Below are 25,330 nucleotides of genomic sequence, written 5' to 3'. Positions count from 1 at the left end.
TTTTTTATAGAGTAATTTATTTATATTTGAAAATATATTAAATACTTAACCAAATACTTACAATTAAAAAAGAATACTATGGCTTATAAGATTGAAGAAATAGAAGGTATAGGGACTGTTTATGGTACTAAACTTAGAGCAGCAGGTGTAATTACGGTTGATGATTTACTAGAAAAATGCGCTAGCAAATCAGGGAGAGTTGCATTGGCTAAAGAAACCGGAATTGATGAAAAAGATATTTTAACGTGGACAAACCATGCTGACTTATTCAGAATTGATGGTATCGGACCTCAATTTTCAGAATTACTTGAAGAAGCTGGTGTCGATACAATTAAAGAACTTCGTAATCGCAATGCTGAGAACCTTTATGCAAAAATTAAGGAAGTGAATGAAGCAAAAAAACTAGTAGGACGTCTGCCTTCTTTAGGTCAAATTGAAGAAATGATTACCACAGCAGGTAAACTTGATCCGAAAGTAACTTACTAAAAAGTTTAGGTTAACAAAAAACGGTTGAATTTTTTAATTCAACCGTTTTTTTGTTATATCTTATCGAAATAAAAGTATGGATAAATTTATTATGAATTAATTATTTTATGCATCAGACCTTCACATGCATCCTCCAATAAATCAAGCACTAGTTCGAATCCAGTAGCTCCACCATAGTATGGATCTGGGATTTCATCGTGATTTTTATATTGAATTAAAAAGTCTGTCATTTTCTTTATTTTATCTTCTTGCAGTTTATTACTTGCCAATGACTTTACATTGTTGTAGTTATTATCGTCCATTACAATTATATAGTCAAAGTTATCGAAATCAGATTTTCTGAATTTCCTTGCAAGGCTACTAATATCATATCCTCTTCTTTCCCCGTGGGCACGCATACGCTCATCAGGCAAATCCCCCTCATGCCATCCGGAGGTACCTGCAGAATCAACTTCTATGATGTCATGAAGTCCATTTTTATTTACTAATGTTTGCATAATACCCTCAGCGGCTGGTGAGCGACAAATATTACCGAGACAAACAAAAAGTAAACGGGTTTTCTTATTTTTTAGTGTTGAATCCATAAGCTTTAATGGAGTTTTTATAACCTTAACAATTATACAAAGATAATAGTTATCTACGAAGCTCCCAAATTTAATTAAAGCTATTGACATCAGAATTGTAAGAATTGAATAAATAGCTATCTTTGTATCATAAACTTCACAGTTTCAAGATGAATAAAAATAAAATCGAAAATAAATCTAACTCTATTGAAGTAAGTGTTGCAATTTCTGAGAAAAAGTTAGAATCACAGATAAAAAAGAGTCGCATTATTAGAAGCCTTTATATAATTGGAGGAACCTTATCACTTGCTCTTGCTATTATTGGCATAATTGTTCCGGGACTTCCAACAACTCCTTTTGCTTTACTGTCTGCTTATTTGTATGCAAAGAGTTCAGACAGACTTTACAACTGGCTTTTAAATAATAAGATATTAGGTTCACGTATAAGGAACTATCACAAAAGGAAAGGTGTAACCAGAAAAGGTAAAATAGGTATTATAATATTTATGACCTCAATGGTTATGTTTTCATCTTTTATTGTCATTAAAGATATTACATTAAGAATGGTCATTTTGTCATTAGGTCTGGTAGGTGCTGTTGTAGTATGGTTTTTTGTACCTACAGCTCAGGATAAACCAAAAGATCAATCAGAATAGTGTTTAATACATATATATTCTGCATCTATACTTAGTCCCTTAAATAAGCAAAATAGTGCTTTACTACTTTTTTTGAAAGTAGTTCTATATTCAACATATCCGAAGCTTTTGATATATCCTTTATTGTTCCATCTTTGTATAGTATATCAATACTATCATCTTTCTCATTATACATATCTGTTGTTATGATATCTGAACTAATAAAGTATGATGCTTCATGGGGAGACAGAGAGTATCTTTTTACAAATTTATCCAAAAACAAATCTATTCTATTTTCATCTACTGCATTCTCTGTTATCTCTATCTTAAACAACTTACGATTGATCATTCCATTACTTAGAATTGATAGAACAGTATCCTTGTGATTGGTCCATACTTTCAAAGCTGACCATATATCATTATCATCAAGCTCTATAAATCTACGTAATCCTTCTCCATTATTCTCAAAATCTTCTAAATAGGTTTTTTTTGACAGAAAATATGAAAGTGCAGGTGAGGCAAAAAGTTTTTCACCATCAATTGAAAGTTCCTGTGCTCTTTTTAGCGTATTAATTAGCATTTTCTCAGCTGCCATAGCTGTCTTATGTAAATATACCTGCCAGTACATCAGACGTCGTGACATTAGAAAATTTTCTATTGAGTTAATTCCTTTGGATTCAACTACAATTTTATCGTCTTTAATGTCAAGCATCTTTATTATTCGTGCTGAGCCAATATTACCCTCTACGACACCAGTGAAAAAACTATCTCTTCGCAGATAATCCAGTCTGTCAACATCAAGTTGACCACTTACCAGCTGATGAAGAAATCTCTTCGGATAATTATCTGTGAAGATATCTATGGCAGTTTTTAGCTTACCATCTAATTCTCTGTTCATTTGCTCCATCATGAGGTAAGAAATTGTTTCATGATGAATATCTGTAACCAGGGCATGTTCAAGTACATGAGAAAATGGTCCGTGTCCAATATCATGCATTAATATTGCAGCTAACGAGCTATCCCACTCATCTGCTGTTATTTCATGTCCTTTTTCCTTAAGTGTTTTCAAGGCTTCATCCATTAAAAACATTGCGCCTATTGAATGGTGAAACCTGGTATGCTGAGCACCCGGGTAAACAAATGCAGCAAGTCCTAATTGTTTTATTCGGTTAAGTCTTTGTAGATAAGGATGCTGAATTATATTGTAAATAAAATCATCGGGGATATTTATAAATCCAAATACAGGATCATTTATAATTTTTCGTTTCATTATTTTTTTATACACCTCTGGTTTTTATAAATGGTGCAACTAACCAATTAAATACATAGCAACCGATGCAGATATTTAAGAAAGCCTCAAGTGCGGCACAAAATATTAATATACCCCCTACAACATATGCTCCTGTTATTAAACCCATATATAGTAGTACTGCTATTGTTACAGTAAATAAGAATCCAATTGCAGCTGCAAACTTCTTAGGAGGTGCAAAAATAGGTTTGGGTGTTAAATTGAATGTTCTTGAAATACCTTTTGCATTTAAAGCTAACAGTGAAGGTATTGTTGTAAATGCACGTAATGCAAAATCAATAATTAAAAAATAAGCAAGTATTCTCCACTCTGTAAGCAACAGTAATATGGTAATTAAAACAACCTGACCGGCTACGATACGAACTATCTTTTCATTTACATGATTTTCTGATATACTTTTTTTCATAAATAATAATTTTTATTTGAAATACTATTTATATAACTGAATATAACAGAAAAAAGTTGTATCGTAATATTAAAAAGTATTATCTATTAAAGATATATTTCTAATAAAGCTTTCATCTCCAATTGTATCTTTCTGGCTTCTTTACCTGCAGAAAGAGCAAAATCTTCACTATTATCTGCATAAATTATTCCTCTTGAAGAGTTTACCAAAAGGCCACAGCTCTTATTCATCCCATATTGACAAACTTCCTCTAACGAACCTCCCTGAGCACCAACACCCGGAACTAAAAGAAAATGATCAGGAACTATTTTTCTAACATCTTCAAATAATTTACCCTGGGTTGCACCAACAACATACATCATTTGATCTTCTGTTGCCCATTCTTTTGAAACTTTTAGTACTTTCTCAAAAAGTCGTTCACCATTTTCATCTTTTGTAAACTGGAAGTCATGCGATCCACGATTACTTGTAAGAGCCAATAAAATCACCCATTTGTCTCTATAACCTAAGAATGGTTTTACACTGTCTTCACCCATATAAGGAGCCACTGTTACAGCATCCAGATCCATTTCATTAAAAAATGTAGCCGCATACATCTCACTAGTATTTCCTATATCTCCTCGTTTAGCATCAGCTATTATGAACATTTCAGGGTATCTTTGACGAATATATGCAACTGTTTTACTGAATGCTAACCAACCATTAATACCCTCGCTCTCATAAAATGCGAGGTTAGGTTTAAAAGCTACGCAATAGGGAGCTGTAGCATCAATTATTGCCCTGTTGAAAGTGTATATTGGATCTTCATTTTCAAGCAGATATTGTGGTATTTTAGTTAAGTCGGTATCCAGACCAACACACAGAAATGATTGTTTCTTTTTTATCTGATTAAAAATATCTTGTTTAGTCATTTTATTTCTTTTTTGTAGATAGCCCTTAATAATAGTATAAATAGTGGATTAAAATTATAGATCTGCCTCTTTCATTCTTTCGGCATTTTCACTTACCATCAGGTTATCAATAACATCCTGAATATCTCCATCCATGAAAGCTGATAGGTTGTATATGGTATAGTTAATACGGTGATCAGTAATTCGGCCTTGTGGATAATTATAGGTACGTATTTTTGCCGATCGGTCACCTGTTGATACCATTGTTTTTCTTCGAGATGCAATATCTCCCTGGCGTTTAGTAAGTTCCAAATCATATAATTTAGTACGAAGCATTTGCATCGCTAACTCTCTGTTTTGGAGCTGTGAACGGGCCTGCTGACATACAACAACAATACCGGAAGGCTTATGAGTTAGCTGAACTTTTGTTTCCACTTTATTTACATTCTGACCTCCGGCACCACTTGATCGGGCTGTATGGAAATCGATATCTGCGGGGTTCAGTTCAATATCAAACTCTTCTGCCTCAGGTAGTACAGCAACAGTTGCAGCAGAAGTGTGAACTCTTCCCTGGGTTTCAGTTTGCGGTACACGCTGAACTCTGTGAACTCCAGATTCATATTTTAAGGTTCCATATACATCTGCACCTGTAACTTTGAAAATAATTTCCTTGTAACCACCCGAGGTTCCTTCTGTAAAGCTTGTTACTTCGGTTTTCCATCCTTTTGATTCACAGTATTTTGTATACATTTTATATAAGTCACCTGCAAAAATTGAGGCTTCATCACCACCTGTACCGGCACGAATTTCCATTATAACATTCTTGGAATCTTCAGGATCTGACGGAATTAACAGAATCTTTATCTGTTCTTCAAGTTTCGGCAGCTTCTCATTATTTAATAATAATTCCTCATTCGCAAGTTGTCTTAAATCTGAATCTGACTCATTTTCTAGTATACTTTTAGCTTCAGCAATACTGTCTAAAGCATTCTTATACTCATTTCTGACATCAACAATCTTTTGCAGATCACTATATTCTTTATTAAGCTTTACATATCGATCCATATCCGAAATAACTTCCGGATCTGTTATTAAAGTACCTACTTCCTTGAATCTTGATACTAAGTGTTCTAATTTATCTAGTAATGATTTGTCCGACATGTTATGAATAAATAAATTTACCGTGTTCACTTTCTATGATCAGTTCTCTGGTATCAGACTCAGCAACATAGCCTACAATTTGAGCGTCAATGTTAAATGAATGAGAAATATCTATAACCTCTTTAGCATACTGTTCAGGTAAATAAATCTCCATTCTGTGGCCCATATTAAATACTTTATACATCTCTTCCCACTCAGTCTTAGATTGCTCCTGAATTAAATTAAAAAGCAGTGGAGTAGGGAACATATTGTTTTTTACCACTTTGAGTCCTTCACCTAGGAAATGCATAATTTTAGTTTGTGCTCCACCTGAACAGTGGATCATACCATGTATGCAACCTCTTAACTCATTCAATATGAGTGATATAATAGGGGAGTAGGTACGAGTAGGGGATAAAACCAGTTTACCTGCATCTAAACCAAGACTCTCAATTTTATCTGTTAAATTCATTTTACCTGAATAGACCAGATCTTCAGGTATAGAATTGTCATAACTCTCCGGATACTTAGTAGCAAGATAGTTGGCAAACACATCGTGACGGGCAGATGTTAATCCGTTACTGCCCATACCTCCATTATATTCTTTTTCATACGTAGACTGTCCGGTTGATGATAATCCTACAATAACATCACCTGATTGAATATTTGCATTATCAATCACATTTGAGCGCTTCATTCTGCATGTAACGGTACTGTCAACAATAATTGTACGAACAATATCTCCAACATCTGCTGTTTCACCACCAGTTGGATACAGTCTTACTCCTAATTCCGACAACTCTTCACAAAGCTCATTTGTTCCGTTTATAATGGCTGAGATAACCTCTCCGGGAATCAAATTTTTATTTCTTCCAATTGTTGATGATACCAGTATGTTATCTGTGGCACCAACACATAAAAGATCATCAACGTTCATTATTAAAGCATCCTGAGCAATACCTTTCCATACAGACATATCACCAGTTTCACGCCAGTAAAGGTAAGCGAGTGAAGATTTTGTCCCTGCACCGTCAGCATGCATTATATTGCAATATTCAGGATCATTCGCGAGATAATCAGGAATAATTTTACAGAATGCTTTAGGATATAATCCCTTGTCAATATTCTTAATAGCATTATGCACATCTTCCTTCGATGCTGAAACACCGCGTCGGTTATATCGTTGATTATTTGCCATTGGTTTTTTTATTCTCTAAATTTTGAAATACAAAAGTACTAAAAATGTATGAGACGAACATTCAATTAATTGTTGAAGTAATTCCAGATACTAATTTTTACTTGGATAAATATTGTATAGTAAATTAATATAATACCTATTATGTTTAATAGAAGGTTTTAATTCAAAATCCAATTATAAAGAAAAGTGGCACCGCTTTTAAACGATGCCACTCTATTATTTCATGAGAAAAAATGAATTAGTTGAGATTAAGTTCTTTTTCAACTGCTTCCATCTCTTTCGATTTATCAATTCCCATATTACTTAGATTGTAGTAAACATTTCTAAGTTTCAGTAATGCAGATTGCTTTTCAGATTCGTTAGCATTTCTTGATTTAAGCAATTCTGCATATTTTTCTAGTGGAACTAATGATGCTTGATATAATTTAACAGCTTTTTCATCATTAGCAACTTGCTGCTGTCTGTCAGTAATTTGAATTGAAGCTTCCTTTATGTTTTGTGCTTGCAGAATATAGTTTACAGCTAAAGCTTCAAGAGCTCTTTCGCAGTTCGGATCCTGTGATAGCGCTTTATTGTATTCAGCTTCAGCACCTTCATAATCACCTCTTTCTGCTAATAATGCACCCTTCACGCTATTTAAATCACATGCATTAGAAGGGTCATTTGCTATAGCTTGTTCAAGGTATTCTATAGCCTTGTCTGTTTGTCCATCGCGAATGAACACATTTACCAAGTTAGGAATAAAATATTTACTTTTTGGAAATTTTTCTGCACCTGCATAAAGTGTTTCTAAATATTTAGCAGAATCACCCAGATTAATATACTCACTTGCCATAAGTTCATATAAATCACTTTCCTGGTATGAACTATTTTCAATGAATGGCTCTGAAGTAGCACGTTTAAGCATTGCTAACGCTCTTTCATGCTGTTCAGCCTGAATAGCTGTGATGATAGCATAATATTTAATGGTTTGATATGTGCTGTCCAATGAGAAAGTTGATTCTGGCTTTTCAAACAATGGTAATGTTGGGATATTCCAGTATACTTCAAAGAAATCAGCTGCCTTAGAATAATTACCTTGATCGTTATAGTAGACTCCACCATTAATATAAAAAGGATGATTAGCCTGCAAAATAGATGCTATATCTCCTCTTACTCTGTTTCTTACTCTTCCTTTTTCATCAGGAAGCTGAGCTAATGAATCTGCTTTCAGATAAGGAGCATATGACTCCATAAGTCCATCATACATCACTTTATCATTTGCATCCTGACCAAGCATTGCTTTAGTTCTTTCGTTGTCAAATACTTTATTACCTATATCCCCCATGATTTTCCAGGTTTCAGGATCATTAGCTGTTTCAGGATTCTGTGCAGCCTGTTGAATTAGAGTTCTTGCTTCGTTAAAATCGTCGCGACCTAATGATCTCTTTGAATCTCTAAGTGCAGATTTTTGTGCGAGTAATGAGCCCGCAGAAATAAAGGTAATAATTGTAAGGAATAGGATTTTTCTCATTACATTCATATTTTTTGTGTTTGAAATAAAATTATTTTCTTATTTGTTTACTTGTTGAATTTGACTGATAAAAATCAAAAAGTTTAATTTGAATCATTTTACTGATTAAAAAACTCATTATTCAAGGTCATTATCAAGATCCTGATCATCTAAAGGTTCCTGGTCATCATCCACTTCCACATCTACGTCCTGATACTGAACATCAAATGTTTCTATTTCTTCCTTTTTATCGAGTTCCACTATTTCATCATCGGTATCTTCTGAGTCCACCTTACATACTGATGCTATCTGATCGTTTCTTTTCTCCAAATTTATCAGACGAACACCCTGAGTAGCGCGTCCCATGATGCGAATATCGGAAATATTCATACGTATTGTTATACCCGACTTGTTAATAATCATTAAATCGTTGTCTTCTGTAACACTTTTGATTGCAACAAGTTTTCCCGTCTTTTCAGTAATATTCAATGTTTTAACACCTTTACCTCCCCTACGGGTTATTCGATATATCGGTTCTCCGTCTTCATCATTTAGCTTAGTCCTTTTACCATAACCCTGTTCAGAAACAACCAGTATAGAATTTTCTGATTGAGGACTCATGCAAATCATTCCAATTACAATATCCTCACCATCGTCGTCAAGAGTCATACCTTTAACACCGGTAGCAGTTCTTCCCATTGGTCTAACATCATTCTCATCAAAACGGATAGCACGACCATTTCTATTTGCAAGTATAATATGCTGATTACCATTAGTTAATCTTACCGAAATTACTTGGTCTCCTTCTTTAATGGTAATTGCATTAACTCCATTCTGACGCGGTCTCGAATAAGCTTCAAGCTGAGTTTTCTTAATAATACCTTGTTCTGTACAGAATATCAAATAGTTCGAATTGATATATTCTTCATCAGTAAGATTATCTACTCTCACAAAAGCTGTTACAGAGTCATCAGGGTCAATATTAAGAAGATTCTGAATTGCACGACCTTTAGAATTTTTAGTTCCTTCAGGAATTTCGTATACATGTAACCAATAACATTTACCCTTTTTGGTAAACAGAAGCATATAATTATGCATTGTAGCCGGGTAAATATATTCAACAAAGTCCTCTTCTCGGGTATCTGTGCCTTTAGCCCCTACTCCTCCTCGGTTTTGAGTATGAAATTCAGCAAGTGGTGTACGTTTAATATATCCCAGGTGTGAAATAGTAATGATCATTTCATCATCAGAATAAAAATCCTCCATGCTCATCTCCTCTGCAGAGAAAATTATTTCAGAACGACGCTCATCGCCATATTTCTCACGGATTTCAATCAGTTCATCTTTAATAACCTGCATCAGAACATCCTCATTATTAAGGATTTCATTTAAACGGGCTATCAGTTTTTGTATCTCTTCATATTCAGAACGTAGTTTATCCTGTTCTAAGCCAGTCAACTGTCTTAACCTCATTTCAACAATTGCACGAGCTTGAATTTCAGAAAGTTCAAACCTCTCCATCAAACTTTGAATTGCTGTTTGAGGACTAGAAGAACTACGAATAATTGATATTACTTCATCAATATTATCTGAAGCAATAATTAATCCTTCTAATATATGAGCTCTCTCTTCTGCTTTACGTAATTCAAATTGAGTGCGACGTGTGACAACATCATGACGATGATCAACAAAATATGAGATCAACTGCTTAAGATTCAACAGTTCAGGTTTGCCATTTACCAGAGCAATATTATTTACACTAAATGAAGATTCAAGAGCAGTAAACTTATATAGTTTGTTTAATACTACATTTGCATTACCATCACGTTTGATGTCAACAACAATTCGCATTCCACGCCTGTCAGACTCGTCATTAACATTAGAAATTCCTTCAATCTTTTTATCTGCAACAAGGTCAGCTATATTCTTAATTAGTGCTGCTTTGTTTACCAGATATGGAATTTCTGTAATAACTATTTTATCATGTGTCTTACCAGATTCAATATCTGCTTTACCGCGCATGACAACACGTCCTCTACCAGTCTCAAATGCATCTTCAACACCCTTATACCCATAAATATAGGCACCGGTAGGGAAATCAGGGGCTTTGATATATTTCATCAAACCCTTTATGTCTATATCTCTGTTGTCTATATATGCAATAATACCGTTAATACACTCTGTAAGGTTGTGAGGGGCCATATTAGTAGCCATACCAACAGCAATACCTGAAGATCCGTTGATCAGCAAATTAGGTATTCTGGATGGTAATACTGTGGGTTCTGACAAAGTATCATCAAAGTTGAGCTGAAAATCAACTGTATCTTTGTCAATATCACGCAACATCTCTTCAGCAAGCCTATTTAATCTTGCTTCAGTATATCGCATAGCAGCAGGACTATCTCCGTCAACACTACCCATGTTACCCTGTCCGTCTATCAGTGTATAACGCATATTCCACTCCTGGGCCAGACGCACCATAGCGAAATATACAGATGAGTCACCATGAGGGTGATATTTACCCAATACTTCACCCACAATTCTTGCTGATTTTTTATGCGGCTTATCAGGAGTATTTCCAAGTCCTGACATTCCAAATAGTATTCGTCTGTGTACCGGTTTAAAACCATCTCTTACATCCGGCAATGCACGAGACACAATCACTGACATCGAGTAATCGATGTACGATGATTTCATTTCATCTTCGATATTAATCTTGATGATTCTATCTTCCTGATCAATCATATTTGAATGTGATTTTTCGTTCTAGAAAAAAACTTTATGTAGTTATATTTCATCTGAATAACTAATTTCAGATACCTTTTTTTTAACCAGACTAAAGTACTACTTTTCTTTGATTTTAACAAAAAAAACAGGGGTTATTTTAACCCCTGTCACGCTATTTTAGTACTTTACAGATAATTTATTTACCGTGGCAATTTTTATATTTCTTTCCACTACCACATGGACATAACTCATTTCTTCCAACCTTTTTCTCAACCCTTACTGGTTCAAGTTTTTGCTTTTGACGTTGAGAATCACCCTCTCCACTATTCTGGTTGCTAGAGCTGGTTATAGCTTCCATTTCATCTTTTTGAGTACGATATTTACTGTAATCAGTTTTTGTTTCCGGTGCTGCTTTTCTTACACTACCCGGATCTTGTACAGGAATTTGTCCACGCATCAATACGGATACCGATTTTGAGTTTATATTGTTAATCATTGTTCCAAATAGGTTGAATGATTCAAGCTTATAAATCAAAAGAGGATCTTTCTGCTCATAACTAGCTGTTTGAACTGAGTGACGCAATTCATCCATTTCTCTAAGATGCTCTTTCCAGTTTTCATCAATTGTATGCAGCAATATCGATTTTTCAAATGCTCTCACCAGAGCCTTTGAGCCAGTTTCATATGCTTCTTTCAGATTACATGCAATGTTATATACTTTCTTTCCGTCAGTAATTGGAATAAGTATATTTTCATACATTGCACCTTGATTTTCATACACCTGTTTAATAACCGGTTGTGCAATCTCGGCAAGTCGCTCTGTCTTACGTTTAAATGTTTCAAATGCTCTCTCTTTAACAGCTTCCACCATTTCAGCAGTGCGCATTTTTTTCATATCCTCCTCTTTAAAAGGAATCTCGAGAGCCATTACACGAAGAAGTTCCAGCTTCATGTTTTCGTAGTCATCTTCATACATTTCAACTATATTCTTCGATGTATCAGAAATCATGTTAGCAACATCATTATCGATTCTTTCACCCATCAAAGCATGTCTTCTACGTTTGTAAACTACTTCACGTTGTGAGTTCATCACGTCATCATATTCAAGAAGACGTTTACGAATTCCGAAGTTATTCTCTTCAACCTTTTTTTGTGCACGCTCTACCGACTTGCTCAACATGCTGTGTTCCAGAACATCACCTTCCTCAAAACCCATTCTATCCATTAGGCCTGCAATTTTTTCTGTTGCAAACAGGCGCATAAGATCATCTTCAAGTGATACAAAAAATACAGAAGATCCAGGGTCTCCCTGACGTCCGGCACGACCTCTTAACTGTCTGTCAACTCGTCGAGATTCATGTCGCTCAGTACCAATAATAGCAAGACCTCCCGCTTCTTTCACTTCAGGAGTCAGCTTAATGTCAGTACCACGACCAGCCATATTGGTTGCAATAGTTACAACGCCGCTTTGACCTGCATTTGCCACAATTTCTGCTTCACGCTGATGTAGTTTTGCATTAAGTACGTTATGTTTAATCTTACGAAGAGTAAGCATACGACTTAACAGCTCAGAAATCTCAACTGAGGTTGTACCCACAAGTACGGGGCGACCATTATTGATCAGCTTTTCAATTTCTTCTATAACAGCATTATATTTCTCTCTTTTAGTTTTATAAATCCTGTCGTTCTGGTCATCCCTAATAATCGGTTTATTTGTTGGGATTACTACCACATCCAGTTTATAAATATCCCAAAATTCCCCTGCTTCTGTCTCAGCAGTACCAGTCATACCTGCCAGTTTGCTGTACATCCTGAAGAAGTTCTGTAAAGTGATTGTTGCAAATGTTTGAGTAGCAGCTTCCACCTTTACACGCTCTTTGGCTTCAATTGCCTGATGGAGTCCATCTGAATATCGACGGCCTTCCATAACACGACCAGTTTGCTCATCTACAATCTTAACCTTATTATCTATTACCACGTACTCATCATCCTTTTCAAAAAGTGTATAAGCCTTCAATAACTGATTGATGGTGTGAACACGTTCTGATTTGATTGCATAGTTCTGTAATAACTCATCTTTTTTCGCAGCTTTCTCATCATCAGACATATTTGCATTCTCCAGTTCAGAAAGCTGAGATGCAATATCCGGAAGTATAAAAAACTGTGGGTCATCAGATTTACCTGTCAGCAAATCAATTCCCTTATCGGTTAATTCGATACTATGAAGCTTTTCATCAATTATAAAGTAAAGCGGGTCAGTTACAATATGCATATTGCGATTCTGCTCCTGCATATAATAAGCTTCTGTTTTTAGCATGGCCGCTTTAACACCCTGCTCACTAAGATATTTAATTAGAGGTTTATATTTTGGCATACCTTTATATGATCTATACAAAAGTAGTGCTCCCTCTTCCTGCTCTTTAGGATCACTTGAAGCCATTTTTGACTTTGCTTCAGCAAGTAATTGAGTAGTCAGTTCTCTTTGTGCCTTTACAATCATCTCAACACGTGGTCGAAACTCATCAAAAAGCTGATCATCACCTTTTGGTACCGGGCCAGATATAATTAATGGAGTACGGGCGTCATCAATTAAAACTGAGTCAACCTCGTCAACAATTGCGTAATTATGCTTTCTCTGTACAAGATCTTTCGGAGAAACAGCCATATTATCTCTCAGGTAATCAAAGCCAAACTCATTATTTGTACCGAAAGTAATATCTGCTTCGTATGCTTTACGGCGTGCATCGGAGTTTGGCTCATGTTTATCTATACAGTCAACCGACAGCCCATGGAACATATACATTGGTCCCATCCACTCAGAGTCACGTTTGGCCAAATAATCATTCACAGTTACAACATGTACACCTTCATGAGTAAGTGCATTCAGGAAGACAGGAAGTGTGGCAACTAATGTTTTACCCTCACCTGTTGCCATCTCAGCAATTTTACCTCTATGTAAAACAACTCCACCGAAAAGCTGTACATCATAATGGATCATTTCCCAGGTAATTTCATTACCACCGGCTATCCATCTGTTCTGATAAATTGCCTTATCACCCTCAATTCTTACAAAATCGTGACTGGCAGCCAGATTTCTGTCAAATTCAGTAGCAGTAACAACAATTTCATTATTTTGTGTAAACCTTCTTGCTGTATCTTTCATTATTGAAAATGCTATAGGAAGTATTTCATCCAGCACTTTCTCATATTTCTCATTAATCTCTTTTTCTATCTTATCTATTTGATTCCATATTGGTTCACGCTTGTCAAGTTCAACTTCCTCTAAACCTGCTTTAAGCTGTTCAATCTGCTGTTTCTCTTCAGCAACATAATCACGTATCTGTTTTTCCAGATCTTTCGTTCTGTTTCTAAGTTCATCATTAGAAAGCTTCTCAATCTCAGGGTATACCTCTTTTATTCTTTTCACAACAGGATTGATTTCATTCAAATCTCGTTGTGCTTTATTACCAAAAATTTTTGATATTATTTTGTTAAATCCCATAGTAGTATATTGATTTTTATTTTTTATTACCTGTAGGTTAAAATAATAACCTTAAAAAAGTTCTTCCAGTATTTCACCCACAGATGCATTTGGCGAACGTATACGCAATCTGTATGCAACGCTTGGCGCTATATCTGTTACCTCAATTGTACGGTTTATTTTCTGGGGTTTTATATCCTTACCAAAAAATATAGCCGGTGCATTAATTGCATTATTTCTTACTCTTTCATGATCATCAGAACCTTGTTCTACAACCTGCCATCCAGGTTGGAGCTCCAGGAAAAGATCACCTGAGATTCCCTTATAATAACTGTTTCTATAATATTGAACATTTTGGTTATACGCACCATGCAGCATTTGGTAAGAAGTGATAACATCCTGAACACCTGCCGACTGTACAAGGAACTCTGCAGCTTTCTGCTGAAGTTCTATCAGGTCGATTTTCTTATCCTCAATAAGCTTTCTATCAAAAAAGAACTGTTTATTATAGTATTTCTTAATCCATTGCTCTCTGCCATACAGAGCCATCAGATACATATTTAATAATGCCTGACTCCTGTCCGGATAGAAAGTTCCACCTGAAGTAACCATTCCCTCAGGGATAATCTCATTTTCATCAAAATAGCCTGTAGATACAACAAATATAAGAGTGTTATTTAGTCCTACTAATTCATCAATTTTATCCAGTAATCTTGCTAACTCCTGGTCCAATCTATAATAAGTATCCTGAATCTCAATAGAGTAGTTTTTATCAAGAGCCCCGGAGAAGTTTCCTGCATAAAATGTAACAGCCAGGTAATCAGGATTCATTCTTGTTCCTAAAGAACTTGACTCCAATACTCTAATAGCCATATCATTAACCTCTTTGTTAACGTAGGGCGATTCCTTAAACTTCTTTACATTGTCTTTGATATTGTTTGCAAAGAAATGCTGAAAATTATACCTGTTTTTAGTATATGGGAATGCTTTATAATTTTCAATTGGAAGTGCAGGCTTCCAGGAAATACTATTTATTGTATAAGTAAGTGATTGCTGACTGCGGTTAAATTGCTCTACGACCGGCTGTCTTGTTTTATAAAATGTAGTTGTTGCCCATTTGGCATCTTCATTCTCAATCCAGTAGGCACCACTTGCTGCATGTCCTCCTGCAGCCATAGCCTGAGATGCATCTGGAGCAAAAGCAAAAATATCAGATTGTCCACCCGAAGCTATCTTAAGTTCATCTGCAATTGTTGAAACTTTTATTGATAATGGTGATAATTTTTCGGTCGTGAAATTTCCCAGGTAGTTATCATCATGAAAACTGGAAATTTCAATATTATTGGCAAGTAAAAATTTTTTTTCTGCAGTAATACCATGATAAGATGGATTTGCTCCCGTGAAAATCGATGTTATTGTTGAAGCCTTATCCAGATACGGGAAGTCATAATTCACATTCTTATATACTAACCCGTTGTTTAGTAGCCTGTTAAAACCTTTGTTGCCAAAAGTGCTCTTGAACATCTCAAGGTAATCTCCCCTAAGCTGATCAATAGTAATACCGACTACTAATTTTGGTACCTCACCTGTGGGATTTTGTGCAAATATCGCTGTAATAGAGAAAAAAGCGACAATTGAAGTTATTATTCTAAACATTTAGCAATTATTGACCTAATCTGAATTAATTATTGTCCCCAACCCGCCTTCATATATCTGCTGGAGGTAAAGCGACTGTTTACTCGTCTCTTTTTATTTAACAGCAGTGCATTTACTCCTGATCTTCCCCATAAACACAATGAAAATAGTATTGTTTCATAAGGTAGATGTTGTGGTAAAAACCACCAGGATAAAAGAAAAAGAGTTAAGACTACAAAGTTAATGAAATGATAGAAATAAACGATGTTCTTTGCCGGTTTAACCCAAAATAAAATAGCAGCAAAAAGGGCAAATATATTTAACCATGCAAAATTCCAGTTGGGATTGGTTGCAGGATGTTCTGAAAAATACATCAGAACAAATATAATAGTACCCGCTGCTCCTGCAATTCCAAAAAGTATGGTATCAAATATTCGCGGTATTCTGGTCTTGTTTAATTTGTATATTTGGTTTATACTCACAAAGATTGTAAGCAAGAGCAAAAATAAAGCTGCAACTAAAGGTGTAAAGAATGTTTTTTTGCCCGGATTATTACGTTCTGCATTATGTTCCAATAAAATTTCAGTATTGCCTACAAGATTATTGCTTGCAGAATCATTGCTCTGAAATAGTGCACCTTCAAATGAATCCATCAGGTATGAAGGGATAAACATCTTTTCTCTAACATTAATTATTCTATCTGCATCACTGCCAATCAGCAAATCTATACCAAATTCAAACCATGGATAATCTATAAGACACTCATGAACCAGGTCGCGATATGTTTGCTCTTTGCTTGTTTCTGGATAAATAATTTGTGATTTTGAGTATTTTTCAATCATATCCCTTGGTCGTGTAGCACAATTATCATAAAAATAATTGTATCTATAACCCCTGTTTTCAGGTAAAGAATTAATGTATAAAGCGTTGTAAAGTTGCTGTTTTTCAGCTGCTGAGAGATTCAAAATTTGCTTTGTTACTTTTTGGCCTTTGTATGAGTATTCAGCAATAAATTGATCATAAAAATCAACTCCCAATATATAATCTGTTTTACCCCTTATAAAATTATATATGAAGTTGGGCTGAGTAGGATCAAAGTAGCCATAGTTAAAGACTGCATCAACTCCGGTTGAATCGTCATGTATGTAAATTGCCGTGTGACCAAAAAGAGCATAAACTGCTCCATTCCATGGAGAGGCAGTCAGAAGACTTACTTCTGCATCTTCATGAAGTGTAATTTGTGATTTTGCCTGATTACTGATAAAAAAAAGTGTAATCAAAAGCATTATAGTGAAGTTTATTTTTTTCATTGTGCAGATCTATTATCCATTATACATTGATTTATCCACATATCTATGGCAAAACCAGTGCAGATGACAAAAATAGATAAATTTGCTTTAAATCACACATAAATACAAAAACAAATAGCGGTGGCCTTTTTAGACCACCGCTATTCAGTTTCGTAAAATTGTGACCGGTTTTATTTATTCTTATTACGATTACCGTAACGACTCATAAATTTATCAACACGTCCGGCTGTATCCACCAATTTTTGTTTTCCTGTGTAGAAAGGGTGAGAAGAACTTGTGATCTCAAGTTTTACTAGTGGATATGTAACTCCGTCAATTTCTATAGTTTCTTTTGCATTAACTGTTGAGCGAGAAATAAAAATCTCTTCATTCGACATATCTTTAAAAACTACGGGACGATAATTATCGGGATGAATCTCTTTTTTCATTTTTACCTTCTGTTTTTATGATTGGCAATTTTCGGATGGCAAAGATACAATAAACTGTTTTATAAAAAAAATAAACAGACTCCTTTTTTCTTTTTCTGAAATATAATAACTTATTTTGCGTTCATTATGATAGATAAATTCATATGAAGAGTGAAATTATTACTATTGGAGATGAGCTTCTTATAGGTCAGATTGTGGATACAAATGCTGCTTGGATGGCAAGAGAGTTAACTCAAAGCGGATTCGATATAGCAGCAATAACTTCTGTTGGTGATCAATCAGACAGTATTGTTAAAGCAATTGACAATGCATTTGAAAGAGCTGAAATCCTTCTACTTACCGGGGGCGTAGGACCAACAAACGACGATATAACCAAACATACTCTGTGTCAATATTTTCATACTGCATTAGAATTCAACGATGAAGTCTTGCAGAATATTGAAACTATTTTTTTAAGAAGAAATATTCCTCTGAATCATCTTACCAGAAAACAGGCCTATGTTCCTGCAAATTGCACTGTTATACAGAATAAGTTAGGTACAGCTCCTATATTATGGTTTGAAAAAGATGGAAAAGTTTTGATATCCATGCCGGGTGTTCCTTTTGAAATGGAAAATGCAATGTGTGATGAGATAATACCGCGACTTCAGGAAAGATTTCAGATCACAGAATATCTTAGCCGTTCTTGCATAGTAACCGGTATAAGTGAGTCCGCCCTGGCAACTCAACTTGCAGAATATGAACTGGAGCTGCCTAAAGGTTTTTCCCTAGCCTATCTGCCCTCACTTGGTTATATAAGGCTGCGATTATCTGTATGGGGAGAAGAACATAAAGTGGAGTTAAAGCTGCAGGCACGAAAATTAAAGAAATTACTGGGTTTAAATATTGTGTCAAAAGGAGCTAAAATGCCTGAAGAAATACTTGGAGGTAAACTAAGAAAAAAAAATCTTACCCTATCCACTGCAGAAAGTTGCACAGGTGGATTCATCTCACATAAAATTACAACCGTTCCCGGTTCATCGCAATATTTTGAGGGTAGTATTATTTCATATGACAGTCTCATAAAAGAAGAATTGCTTGATGTAGACAGGGATTTGATAGAAACTTATGGTGTTGTAAGTGGCGAAGTTGTTGAACAGATGGCTCGTACAGTGGCTAAAAAACTTCATACCGACTGCAGTATAGCTGTGTCCGGTATTATGGGGCCTGATGGTGGTACAAAAGAAAATCCCGTTGGCACAGTTTGGATTGCAACACAATACAATGATAAGATCATTTCTAATAAGTACAATGTGGGTCGCAGTCGCAGAGAAAACATCGAAAGAACAGCAAATACAGCAATGCTCCAGCTTCTGCAAATGTTGAAAAGCTAGAGCATCACAAGTAGTTTATTTATAAATCTATTTAGTCTATAATATCAAATCCGCAATAAGGTACCAGTACTTTAGGAATTCTAATACCTTCAGACGTTTGATTATTTTCCAGCAATGCCGCTAATATACGTGGCAGTGCCAGTGCGCTTCCATTTAGTGTGTGACAAAGTTGTGTTTTGCGGTTTTCATCACGATAACGACATTTCAGTCGGTTTGCCTGATAGCTTTCGAAGTTTGAAACAGAACTTACTTCAAGCCAGCGTTCCTGAGCTGCTGAATATACCTCGAAGTCGAATGTAAGTGCTGAAGTAAAACTCATATCACCACCGCATAAACGAAGTATACGCCATGGCAGTTCAAGTTTTTCAACCAGTGTCTGCACATAAGAAACCATTTCGTCCAGTCGCGCATATGAGTTTTCAGGTTTATCAATACAAACAATTTCAACCTTATCAAACTGATGCAGACGGTTAAGTCCACGTACATCTTTACCATAAGAACCGGCTTCTCTTCTGAAGCATGCTGAATATGCAGTGTTTTTTACTGGCAGATCCTTGTCTTCAAGGATTACATCTCTGTAAATGTTTGTAACAGGGACTTCAGCTGTAGGAATTAAGTAGAGGTCATCAAGTCCAACATGATACATTTGCCCCTCTTTATCAGGTAGCTGACCTGTACCGAATCCTGAATCACTATTTACAACATAGGGTGGTTGAACCTCCATAAACCCTGCATCACGTGCATTATCCAGGAAGAAATTGATTAAAGCCCTCTGTAGTCTTGCACCCTTTCCTTTATAAACAGGAAATCCTGCACCAGTAATCTTTACGCCAAGCTCAAAATCAATCAGATCATATTTCTTGGCCAGATCCCAGTGAGGTAAGGCATCTTTCTCTAATGATGGCATTACACCACCATTACGTTCAATCAGATTATCTTCAGCACTTTTACCCTCCGGAACTGATTCATGCGGCAGGTTAGGAATTGTAACTAGTAGCTCTTCTATCTTATCCTGTGCATCTTTCAAGATTGCTTCAAGCTCTTTAGAAGATTCTTTAAGAGTGGCTACTTTCTCTCTGGCCGAAGTAGCTTCATCTTTCTTGCCCTCTTTAATAAGCGATCCAATAGATTTTGATATCGAGTTTATTTCCGATAAAACTCCATCAAGTGAAGTTTGACTGTTCCTTCTAATAGCATCAAGCTCAATAATCTTCTCAACAATCTCTTTAGCGTCGAAGTTTTTTTTCTTAAGACGACTTATAACCTCCCCGGGATTTTCGTTTATTACTTTAAGTGTAAGCATACAATTTTAGCTGATTTCTCAATAATCAGATTTTTACTTTTAAAAATTTGCAATTATAATCCCACAAAGGTACAAAAATACCTCAATTTTAATAATCAGCAGGTATAAAATAATGTAGATTCAATTGGTTATCAGAATAGCTGAAAATGGAGGGATTCGCGTACCTCTCTATTTTTTTGTTTTTTCTGACGATAATAACGGGCTACATAATAGGCTACACCGGCAAGTGCTCCAAGCATTAAAAGGTCTTTAACTGTATTATTTTTCATATATAAATATTGTATTTAATTTTTGTTTACATGTGTATCTTAATAGATAGATGCAAGAGAAGCAAAAACGTTGCTTTAATTAACTTTATTTATCAACATATTCAATTATGAAAATGTTTTTACTTTCATCTGTAATTTTATATCTATTGTCAGAACGTTCATTTACAATCCAGACAATGTTTTCTCCCGAAAGAATTACCCATGCCTCTTTTTTGTCTTTCAAGCTAAATTTGCGGTCTGTAAAATAATCACTCAATTTCTTTTTCCCGTTCATGCCAAAGGGAATAAACCAATCACCCGCTTTCCATCTACGCATTATCAGAGGAAATTTAAGTTTATCCGCATCAGCATATAGAATATTTTTTTTCTTCTCTATTTTAACAGGTGTTTTCTCTTTTCTTAAATTAAAACGTACAGGAAAAGTGATCTCTTTTGATTCTTCTTCTATAAGGTAGTGTTCGTCTGAGATGATATCAGACGTTATTTTTTCCAATATAAAATCAGATCGGTCTTTTATTACTCTGTATCTATCTGACAAAAAAACTTTTCCAGGTGTTGAATCCATACTCTGAAATATATCTTCTATAGTTGAAGAAGTGAATCCCAAAGGTGACAGCAGCTCAAACAATACAGATTGAGGTGAAGCTGTTTTCTTTAGCATTGGAATGTTAATCTTATCATTAATGAAAACCACATCTATATATTCTCTAATAGATTCTGAATATATTTTTTCTGCTTCGGATATATTTTTTGAAGTTCTGATGATTGATTCTTTTACAGAAGGATTAACCACTTCAAGCTTAGGTATGACATTTAATCTCAGATAATTGCGTAAATATATATCTTGATCATTTGTACTGTCGGTTACATATGGTAATTCTCTCTCAATTATATAATCTTCAATTTCTGAGCGTGATACAGTAAGCAGTGGTCTAACAACATATCCATTCCTGGGAGAAATACCACTCAATCCTTTAATTCCAGTACCTCTTATCAAATTTAGCAGAACTGTCTCTACTGAATCATCCCTGTGATGAGCTACTGCAATAGCGTCGGCCTCATATTGTTTGCGTAAAATCTCGAACCACTCATAACGCAATTCACGTGCTGCCATCTCTATAGATATTTTTCTGTCTTCTGCGTAACCGGTTGTGTCAAAATCAATACTTGTAAAAGGTATATCAGTATTCTTACACCATTTACGTACAAAATCTGCATCTCTGTCAGATTCAGCTCCTCTTAAATGAAAATTACAGTGTGCAGCAATACACCTATATTCAAGCAGAACAAGTAAGTCCAGCAATACCATAGAATCCATACCCCCACTTAGCCCTACAATAACTTTGGCATTGTGTGGCAGCAGTTTCTCGCTTTGTATGAATTTCTGTACTCTGTCTATCATTTTTTGATCTAATTGTTAAAACAAATGTACTATAAAAAACTCATTTTGGCTCTCATATTAAATCTTTAGAGTCAAAAATCTGCATATATCGCAATAAAATCAGTAATTTTGCACAAGTATTAATTTATAATTAATAACAGAAAATGATAGATAAGATTGAAGCACTTCTCTCAGAAGTAGAGCAAATGTCAGCTACTAATACCGAAGAGCTGGAGGCGTTACGAATTAAGTTCCTAAGTAAAAAAGGGGTTATACCATCATTGATGGATGATTTCAGAAACGTTCCCTCAGAGCAGAAACGTGAAATTGGAGTGAAAATTAATGAATTAAAGCAGAAGACAACAGAAAAAATAAATCTGCTGAAAGATCAATTTGAAAATAAGGACTCAGGTTTTATGGATATTGATCTTACTCGCACTGCTTATCCCATTTCATTAGGGTCCAGACATCCTATTTCCATTGTAAAAGAGGAAATAAATGATATATTTAAAAGACTGGGATTTTCAATTTCGGAGGGACCTGAGGTTGAGGACGACTGGCATGTGTTTTCTTCTCTTAATTTTGCTGATGATCACCCGGCCCGCGATATGCAGGATACTTTTTTCATACAGAATGATCCTCAGATAGTTCTTCGCACACATACTTCATCTGTTCAAACCAGAGTAATGGAGCACACACAGCCTCCAATCAGGATAATTTGCCCGGGACGTGTATACAGAAACGAGGCTATTTCTTATAGAGCACACTGTTTTTTCCATCAGGTAGAAGCTCTATATATCGATAAAGATGTCTCTTTCGCAGATCTAAAACAGGCTCTTCTATTCTTTGCAAAGGAGATGTTTGGGGAGGATACAAAAATCAGATTGAGACCTTCATACTTTCCTTTCACAGAGCCAAGTGCCGAAATGGATATCTCATGCAATATCTGCGGAGGTAAAGGGTGTCCGTTCTGCAAGCATACCGGATGGGTAGAAATACTTGGTTGTGGTATGGTAGATCCTAACGTGCTTGAAAATTGTGGTATTAACAGTAAGGTTTACTCAGGATATGCTCTTGGAATGGGTATAGAACGTATTACCAATCTTAAATATCAGGTAAAAGATCTTAGAATGTTCTCAGAAAATGATGTACGCTTCATCGAACAGTTTAAGTCGGCAAATTAATTCATTTCTCATTGTCTGAAATATTAATTATATTTACATAAACGTAAGAACAAATAAACTTGAAAAACTATAAACAATGATGAGAGCAAAATATTTTATTCTTCCCCTGTTGCTTATTATATCATACTGTGCTTTTGCTCAGAAAACTACTAGAGTGAACGCTATAAAAGCAAATGATTATGGAGTAGTATATTCTTTGCCCAAAACATCATTTGTGGTTGAGTTTCTGGTAAAAAAGACAACATATCAGAAAGGAGATTTTTATCCGTATGCCCAGCGTTATCTGGCAGTAGATAATCCTGTTACCGAAAACAGAGTTGTTCATACTCTGGAGGGAATTGAAGTGATTAACAAAGGTATCCCTGACAAAACCAACTCTTTTATGGTTGAATTCAGATCAAGGACTATTGAACCTTTTGTTTATCTTAGGGAGGATGGACTGATTGCTGCTATAAATGCTGAACCTGAAGATGAAACAGTACCTAAGTTGATTATCCCTGCTAGTGAGACTGCTTCTGAAAATCCTCGTCGCTACTTCACACAGGAGACTTTAATGGCGGGTTCAACTGCAAAGCAGGCTGAACTTGTTGCCAGACAGATTTTTGATCTTCGTCGTAACAGAAATGATATTCTTTCGGGTGAAGCGGTTAATATGCCCCCCGATGGAAATGCATATAATGTTGTTATGCAAGAGATTAATCGTCAGGAAAAAGCTTTGACTGAGCTATTCTCCGGTAGTGTTACAACTGAATATTTTACTGTTACATATCAGATTATTCCTGAAACAGGAAATATTAATCGGGAGGTACTGGCTCGCTTTTCTGAGAAACTTGGTCCGCTTGATGCCGATAATCTCGCTGGCGAGCCTATCTATTTTTCACTTGTTCGCAAAACACCTGAGGTGACAATGCAGCTTTCTGATCGTGATCTGCAAAGACTGGAATCTAAACTGACACAGGGTGTTGTTTATAATATCCCGGGTAAAGGTGAATTAACTATTGAGTTTGGTAATAGAACATTAAAGTCAATAGAGGTGGATGTGGTTCAATTCGGTTCACAGGATGTACTTGTAAAGCAGATGTTCGATAATAACAAGCAACCTATAAAAGTTTACTTCTATCCCGAGTTAGGGGCTATTAAGCAGATTATCCAGTAACGATAAAAATATACTTTATATGAGAATTTGGAATTTAAAAACTGTTGTCTTTCTGGCTCTGTCATCAATAATATTGTTGTCTTCATGCAATAAAATGGGAAAAGGCAGATCAGCAGAGATATTGTATGACAGCATTGTTATCCATAAAGAGGTTCCATTATTGTCGGTAAATGATACTACTTTGCCTTATGCTGATGTAAATATTTCTTTTACTTATCCTGTTAGATTTCGTGATGCAGAAAGCACAGAAAGACTACAACAGATTTTTAAAGGTACATTCTTTGGAAATACTGATTTCGACTCCATGACACCTGACGCTGCTGTTGAGAAATATCTTGATGAGTATACCGAAAGATACCAGTCGCTCTCAAATATGTTTTATGAAGATAAGTCGCGGTTGGATGGCAAAACACCTGTTTGGTACTGGTATTATATGAACACAGGCAACAAAATACTTTTTCAAAACGACTCTCTTTTAAGCTATGCAGTTGAGTATAGTGATTATGAGGGTGGCGCTCATGGTTCATACCGTATAACATACACAAATATCAACCTGATCGATTTGGTAACTATATCTGAAGAGGATCTGTTTATTCCGGGTTATTATAATAAGCTAACAGAGAAGATTGTAGAGAGTTTGATGAAAGACTTTAATGCAGAAATTCCTGACTCACTTCTTATGAGAGGTTTTTTTACAATTGATGATATTGTTCCAAATGAGAACTTCTGGCTTAGCGAAAAAGGTATACATTACTCATATAATCAATATGAAATTGCTCCCTATGCAATGGGTGTAATTGATGTTACTGTTCCCTATTCTGAGCTCACAGATATTTTATTGCCTGAAAGTATTGTTTCAAAACTTTTTTTGAATAAAAAGTAGTCAAGAGAACATATAAACATTAAAAAATAAGGGCCGGAAAATATCCGGCCCTTATTTTTTATCTTTTCTCAAAATTAAGAT

Annotated in this window: 21 protein-coding genes; 6 read left to right on the top strand and 15 right to left on the bottom strand. The window is 35.4% G+C overall.

Annotated features, from left to right (window positions below; translation table 11 throughout):
* Positions 1 to 78: 78 nt before the first annotated feature.
* Positions 79 to 486 carry a DUF4332 domain-containing protein gene (locus tag PHO43_RS05405; RefSeq protein WP_288011553.1) on the top strand — a complete coding sequence of 136 codons (408 nt, stop codon included), beginning with the start codon at positions 79 to 81 and terminating at the stop codon, positions 484 to 486.
* Between the two features lie 89 nt (positions 487 to 575).
* Here the strand turns inward: PHO43_RS05405 and PHO43_RS05400 are convergent, their stop codons facing one another.
* Complete coding sequence (locus PHO43_RS05400) at positions 576 to 1,070, bottom strand: low molecular weight protein-tyrosine-phosphatase (protein WP_053826406.1); 495 nt, start codon at positions 1,068 to 1,070, stop codon at positions 576 to 578.
* A gap of 149 nt (positions 1,071 to 1,219) precedes the next feature.
* On the opposite strand from PHO43_RS05400, the gene PHO43_RS05395 reads away from it, so the two are divergent.
* On the top strand, positions 1,220 to 1,705 hold the full coding sequence (locus tag PHO43_RS05395; protein WP_052673140.1) for a YbaN family protein: 486 nt from the start codon (positions 1,220 to 1,222) through the stop codon (positions 1,703 to 1,705).
* 31 nt (positions 1,706 to 1,736) lie between these two features.
* Here the strand turns inward: PHO43_RS05395 and PHO43_RS05390 are convergent, their stop codons facing one another.
* The 11 genes from PHO43_RS05390 to PHO43_RS05340 form a co-directional block, all read right to left on the bottom strand.
* Positions 1,737 to 2,954 (bottom strand): HD domain-containing protein, encoded by a 1,218-nt coding sequence (locus PHO43_RS05390; protein ID WP_053826318.1) that lies wholly within the window; start codon positions 2,952 to 2,954, stop codon positions 1,737 to 1,739.
* A gap of 7 nt (positions 2,955 to 2,961) precedes the next feature.
* On the bottom strand, positions 2,962 to 3,399 hold the full coding sequence (locus PHO43_RS05385; protein WP_288011549.1) for a DUF4395 domain-containing protein: 438 nt from the start codon (positions 3,397 to 3,399) through the stop codon (positions 2,962 to 2,964).
* A gap of 86 nt (positions 3,400 to 3,485) precedes the next feature.
* A complete protein-coding gene (gene pyrF, locus PHO43_RS05380) occupies positions 3,486 to 4,310 on the bottom strand; it encodes an orotidine-5'-phosphate decarboxylase (RefSeq protein WP_045089548.1) in 825 nt (274 codons plus the stop codon).
* A gap of 54 nt (positions 4,311 to 4,364) precedes the next feature.
* Entirely contained in the window at positions 4,365 to 5,450 is a 1,086-nt protein-coding gene (prfA, locus tag PHO43_RS05375; RefSeq protein WP_053826316.1) for a peptide chain release factor 1, read from the bottom strand.
* A 1-nt stretch (position 5,451) separates the two neighbouring features.
* Positions 5,452 to 6,627 carry an AIR synthase related protein gene (locus tag PHO43_RS05370; protein WP_045089550.1) on the bottom strand — a complete coding sequence of 392 codons (1,176 nt, stop codon included), beginning with the start codon at positions 6,625 to 6,627 and terminating at the stop codon, positions 5,452 to 5,454.
* A gap of 238 nt (positions 6,628 to 6,865) precedes the next feature.
* Positions 6,866 to 8,140, bottom strand: a complete 1,275-nt coding sequence (locus PHO43_RS05365) for a tetratricopeptide repeat protein (protein WP_082057432.1) — start codon at positions 8,138 to 8,140, stop codon at positions 6,866 to 6,868.
* A 117-nt stretch (positions 8,141 to 8,257) separates the two neighbouring features.
* Positions 8,258 to 10,861 (bottom strand): DNA gyrase subunit A, encoded by a 2,604-nt coding sequence (gyrA, locus tag PHO43_RS05360; RefSeq protein WP_502867178.1) that lies wholly within the window; start codon positions 10,859 to 10,861, stop codon positions 8,258 to 8,260.
* 181 nt (positions 10,862 to 11,042) lie between these two features.
* The gene (gene secA / locus PHO43_RS05355) at positions 11,043 to 14,348 is read right to left on the bottom strand and encodes a preprotein translocase subunit SecA (RefSeq protein ID WP_288011545.1); all 3,306 of its coding nucleotides are present in this window, start codon (positions 14,346 to 14,348) and stop codon (positions 11,043 to 11,045) included.
* A gap of 51 nt (positions 14,349 to 14,399) precedes the next feature.
* Positions 14,400 to 15,983: an alkaline phosphatase family protein gene (locus tag PHO43_RS05350; RefSeq protein WP_045089554.1), complete on the bottom strand. Its 1,584-nt coding sequence runs from the start codon at positions 15,981 to 15,983 to the stop codon at positions 14,400 to 14,402.
* A gap of 29 nt (positions 15,984 to 16,012) precedes the next feature.
* Positions 16,013 to 17,272 (bottom strand): lipoprotein N-acyltransferase Lnb domain-containing protein, encoded by a 1,260-nt coding sequence (locus tag PHO43_RS05345; protein WP_045089555.1) that lies wholly within the window; start codon positions 17,270 to 17,272, stop codon positions 16,013 to 16,015.
* Between the two features lie 170 nt (positions 17,273 to 17,442).
* Positions 17,443 to 17,700: a type B 50S ribosomal protein L31 gene (locus PHO43_RS05340; RefSeq protein ID WP_045089556.1), complete on the bottom strand. Its 258-nt coding sequence runs from the start codon at positions 17,698 to 17,700 to the stop codon at positions 17,443 to 17,445.
* Positions 17,701 to 17,843: 143 nt separating this feature from the next.
* On the opposite strand from PHO43_RS05340, the gene PHO43_RS05335 reads away from it, so the two are divergent.
* Positions 17,844 to 19,073: a CinA family nicotinamide mononucleotide deamidase-related protein gene (locus PHO43_RS05335; RefSeq protein WP_045089557.1), complete on the top strand. Its 1,230-nt coding sequence runs from the start codon at positions 17,844 to 17,846 to the stop codon at positions 19,071 to 19,073.
* A 31-nt stretch (positions 19,074 to 19,104) separates the two neighbouring features.
* Here PHO43_RS05335 and serS read toward each other — a convergent pair whose 3' ends face one another.
* From serS to tilS, 3 genes are all read right to left on the bottom strand, one after another.
* Positions 19,105 to 20,376 carry a serine--tRNA ligase gene (serS, locus tag PHO43_RS05330; protein ID WP_288011543.1) on the bottom strand — a complete coding sequence of 424 codons (1,272 nt, stop codon included), beginning with the start codon at positions 20,374 to 20,376 and terminating at the stop codon, positions 19,105 to 19,107.
* Positions 20,377 to 20,507: 131 nt separating this feature from the next.
* Positions 20,508 to 20,645 (bottom strand): hypothetical protein, encoded by a 138-nt coding sequence (locus tag PHO43_RS05325; protein WP_288011541.1) that lies wholly within the window; start codon positions 20,643 to 20,645, stop codon positions 20,508 to 20,510.
* 85 nt (positions 20,646 to 20,730) lie between these two features.
* Positions 20,731 to 22,047 carry a tRNA lysidine(34) synthetase TilS gene (tilS, locus tag PHO43_RS05320; protein ID WP_045089559.1) on the bottom strand — a complete coding sequence of 439 codons (1,317 nt, stop codon included), beginning with the start codon at positions 22,045 to 22,047 and terminating at the stop codon, positions 20,731 to 20,733.
* Positions 22,048 to 22,190: 143 nt separating this feature from the next.
* On the opposite strand from tilS, the gene pheS reads away from it, so the two are divergent.
* The 3 genes from pheS to PHO43_RS05305 all read left to right on the top strand — a co-directional run bounded on the left by pheS (position 22,191) and on the right by PHO43_RS05305 (position 25,249).
* A complete protein-coding gene (gene pheS, locus PHO43_RS05315) occupies positions 22,191 to 23,210 on the top strand; it encodes a phenylalanine--tRNA ligase subunit alpha (RefSeq protein WP_288008985.1) in 1,020 nt (339 codons plus the stop codon).
* A 76-nt stretch (positions 23,211 to 23,286) separates the two neighbouring features.
* The gene (locus PHO43_RS05310; protein WP_288011539.1) at positions 23,287 to 24,366 is read left to right on the top strand and encodes a DUF4831 family protein; all 1,080 of its coding nucleotides are present in this window, start codon (positions 23,287 to 23,289) and stop codon (positions 24,364 to 24,366) included.
* Between the two features lie 19 nt (positions 24,367 to 24,385).
* Positions 24,386 to 25,249 carry a DUF3298 and DUF4163 domain-containing protein gene (locus tag PHO43_RS05305; protein ID WP_288011537.1) on the top strand — a complete coding sequence of 288 codons (864 nt, stop codon included), beginning with the start codon at positions 24,386 to 24,388 and terminating at the stop codon, positions 25,247 to 25,249.
* Positions 25,250 to 25,330 lie beyond the last annotated feature (81 nt).

Origin of the sequence: Lascolabacillus sp. (genome assembly GCF_028696275.1) — a bacterium.
In the GTDB taxonomy this organism is placed as follows: domain Bacteria; phylum Bacteroidota; class Bacteroidia; order Bacteroidales; family Dysgonomonadaceae; genus Proteiniphilum; species Proteiniphilum massiliensis.
This window is presented reverse-complemented; position numbering and strand designations above follow the sequence as displayed.

What these genes read in the sequence shown, in the direction of transcription:
- PHO43_RS05365 (WP_082057432.1), bottom strand. Translation starts at nt 8,140, where the DNA reads ATGAGAAAAATCCTATTCCTTACAATTATTACCTTTATTTCTGCGGGC.
- PHO43_RS05335 (WP_045089557.1), top strand. Translation starts at nt 17,844, where the DNA reads ATGAAGAGTGAAATTATTACTATTGGAGATGAGCTTCTTATAGGTCAG.
- prfA (WP_053826316.1), bottom strand. Translation starts at nt 5,450, where the DNA reads ATGTCGGACAAATCATTACTAGATAAATTAGAACACTTAGTATCAAGA.
- secA (WP_288011545.1), bottom strand. Translation starts at nt 14,348, where the DNA reads ATGGGATTTAACAAAATAATATCAAAAATTTTTGGTAATAAAGCACAA.
- serS (WP_288011543.1), bottom strand. Translation starts at nt 20,376, where the DNA reads ATGCTTACACTTAAAGTAATAAACGAAAATCCCGGGGAGGTTATAAGT.
- pyrF (WP_045089548.1), bottom strand. Translation starts at nt 4,310, where the DNA reads ATGACTAAACAAGATATTTTTAATCAGATAAAAAAGAAACAATCATTT.
- PHO43_RS05325 (WP_288011541.1), bottom strand. Translation starts at nt 20,645, where the DNA reads ATGAAAAATAATACAGTTAAAGACCTTTTAATGCTTGGAGCACTTGCC.
- PHO43_RS05405 (WP_288011553.1), top strand. Translation starts at nt 79, where the DNA reads ATGGCTTATAAGATTGAAGAAATAGAAGGTATAGGGACTGTTTATGGT.
- PHO43_RS05385 (WP_288011549.1), bottom strand. Translation starts at nt 3,399, where the DNA reads ATGAAAAAAAGTATATCAGAAAATCATGTAAATGAAAAGATAGTTCGT.
- PHO43_RS05390 (WP_053826318.1), bottom strand. Translation starts at nt 2,954, where the DNA reads ATGAAACGAAAAATTATAAATGATCCTGTATTTGGATTTATAAATATC.
- PHO43_RS05345 (WP_045089555.1), bottom strand. Translation starts at nt 17,272, where the DNA reads ATGAAAAAAATAAACTTCACTATAATGCTTTTGATTACACTTTTTTTT.
- PHO43_RS05340 (WP_045089556.1), bottom strand. Translation starts at nt 17,700, where the DNA reads ATGAAAAAAGAGATTCATCCCGATAATTATCGTCCCGTAGTTTTTAAA.
- pheS (WP_288008985.1), top strand. Translation starts at nt 22,191, where the DNA reads ATGATAGATAAGATTGAAGCACTTCTCTCAGAAGTAGAGCAAATGTCA.
- PHO43_RS05370 (WP_045089550.1), bottom strand. Translation starts at nt 6,627, where the DNA reads ATGGCAAATAATCAACGATATAACCGACGCGGTGTTTCAGCATCGAAG.
- PHO43_RS05400 (WP_053826406.1), bottom strand. Translation starts at nt 1,070, where the DNA reads ATGGATTCAACACTAAAAAATAAGAAAACCCGTTTACTTTTTGTTTGT.
- PHO43_RS05350 (WP_045089554.1), bottom strand. Translation starts at nt 15,983, where the DNA reads ATGTTTAGAATAATAACTTCAATTGTCGCTTTTTTCTCTATTACAGCG.
- tilS (WP_045089559.1), bottom strand. Translation starts at nt 22,047, where the DNA reads ATGATAGACAGAGTACAGAAATTCATACAAAGCGAGAAACTGCTGCCA.
- PHO43_RS05395 (WP_052673140.1), top strand. Translation starts at nt 1,220, where the DNA reads ATGAATAAAAATAAAATCGAAAATAAATCTAACTCTATTGAAGTAAGT.
- PHO43_RS05310 (WP_288011539.1), top strand. Translation starts at nt 23,287, where the DNA reads ATGATGAGAGCAAAATATTTTATTCTTCCCCTGTTGCTTATTATATCA.
- PHO43_RS05305 (WP_288011537.1), top strand. Translation starts at nt 24,386, where the DNA reads ATGAGAATTTGGAATTTAAAAACTGTTGTCTTTCTGGCTCTGTCATCA.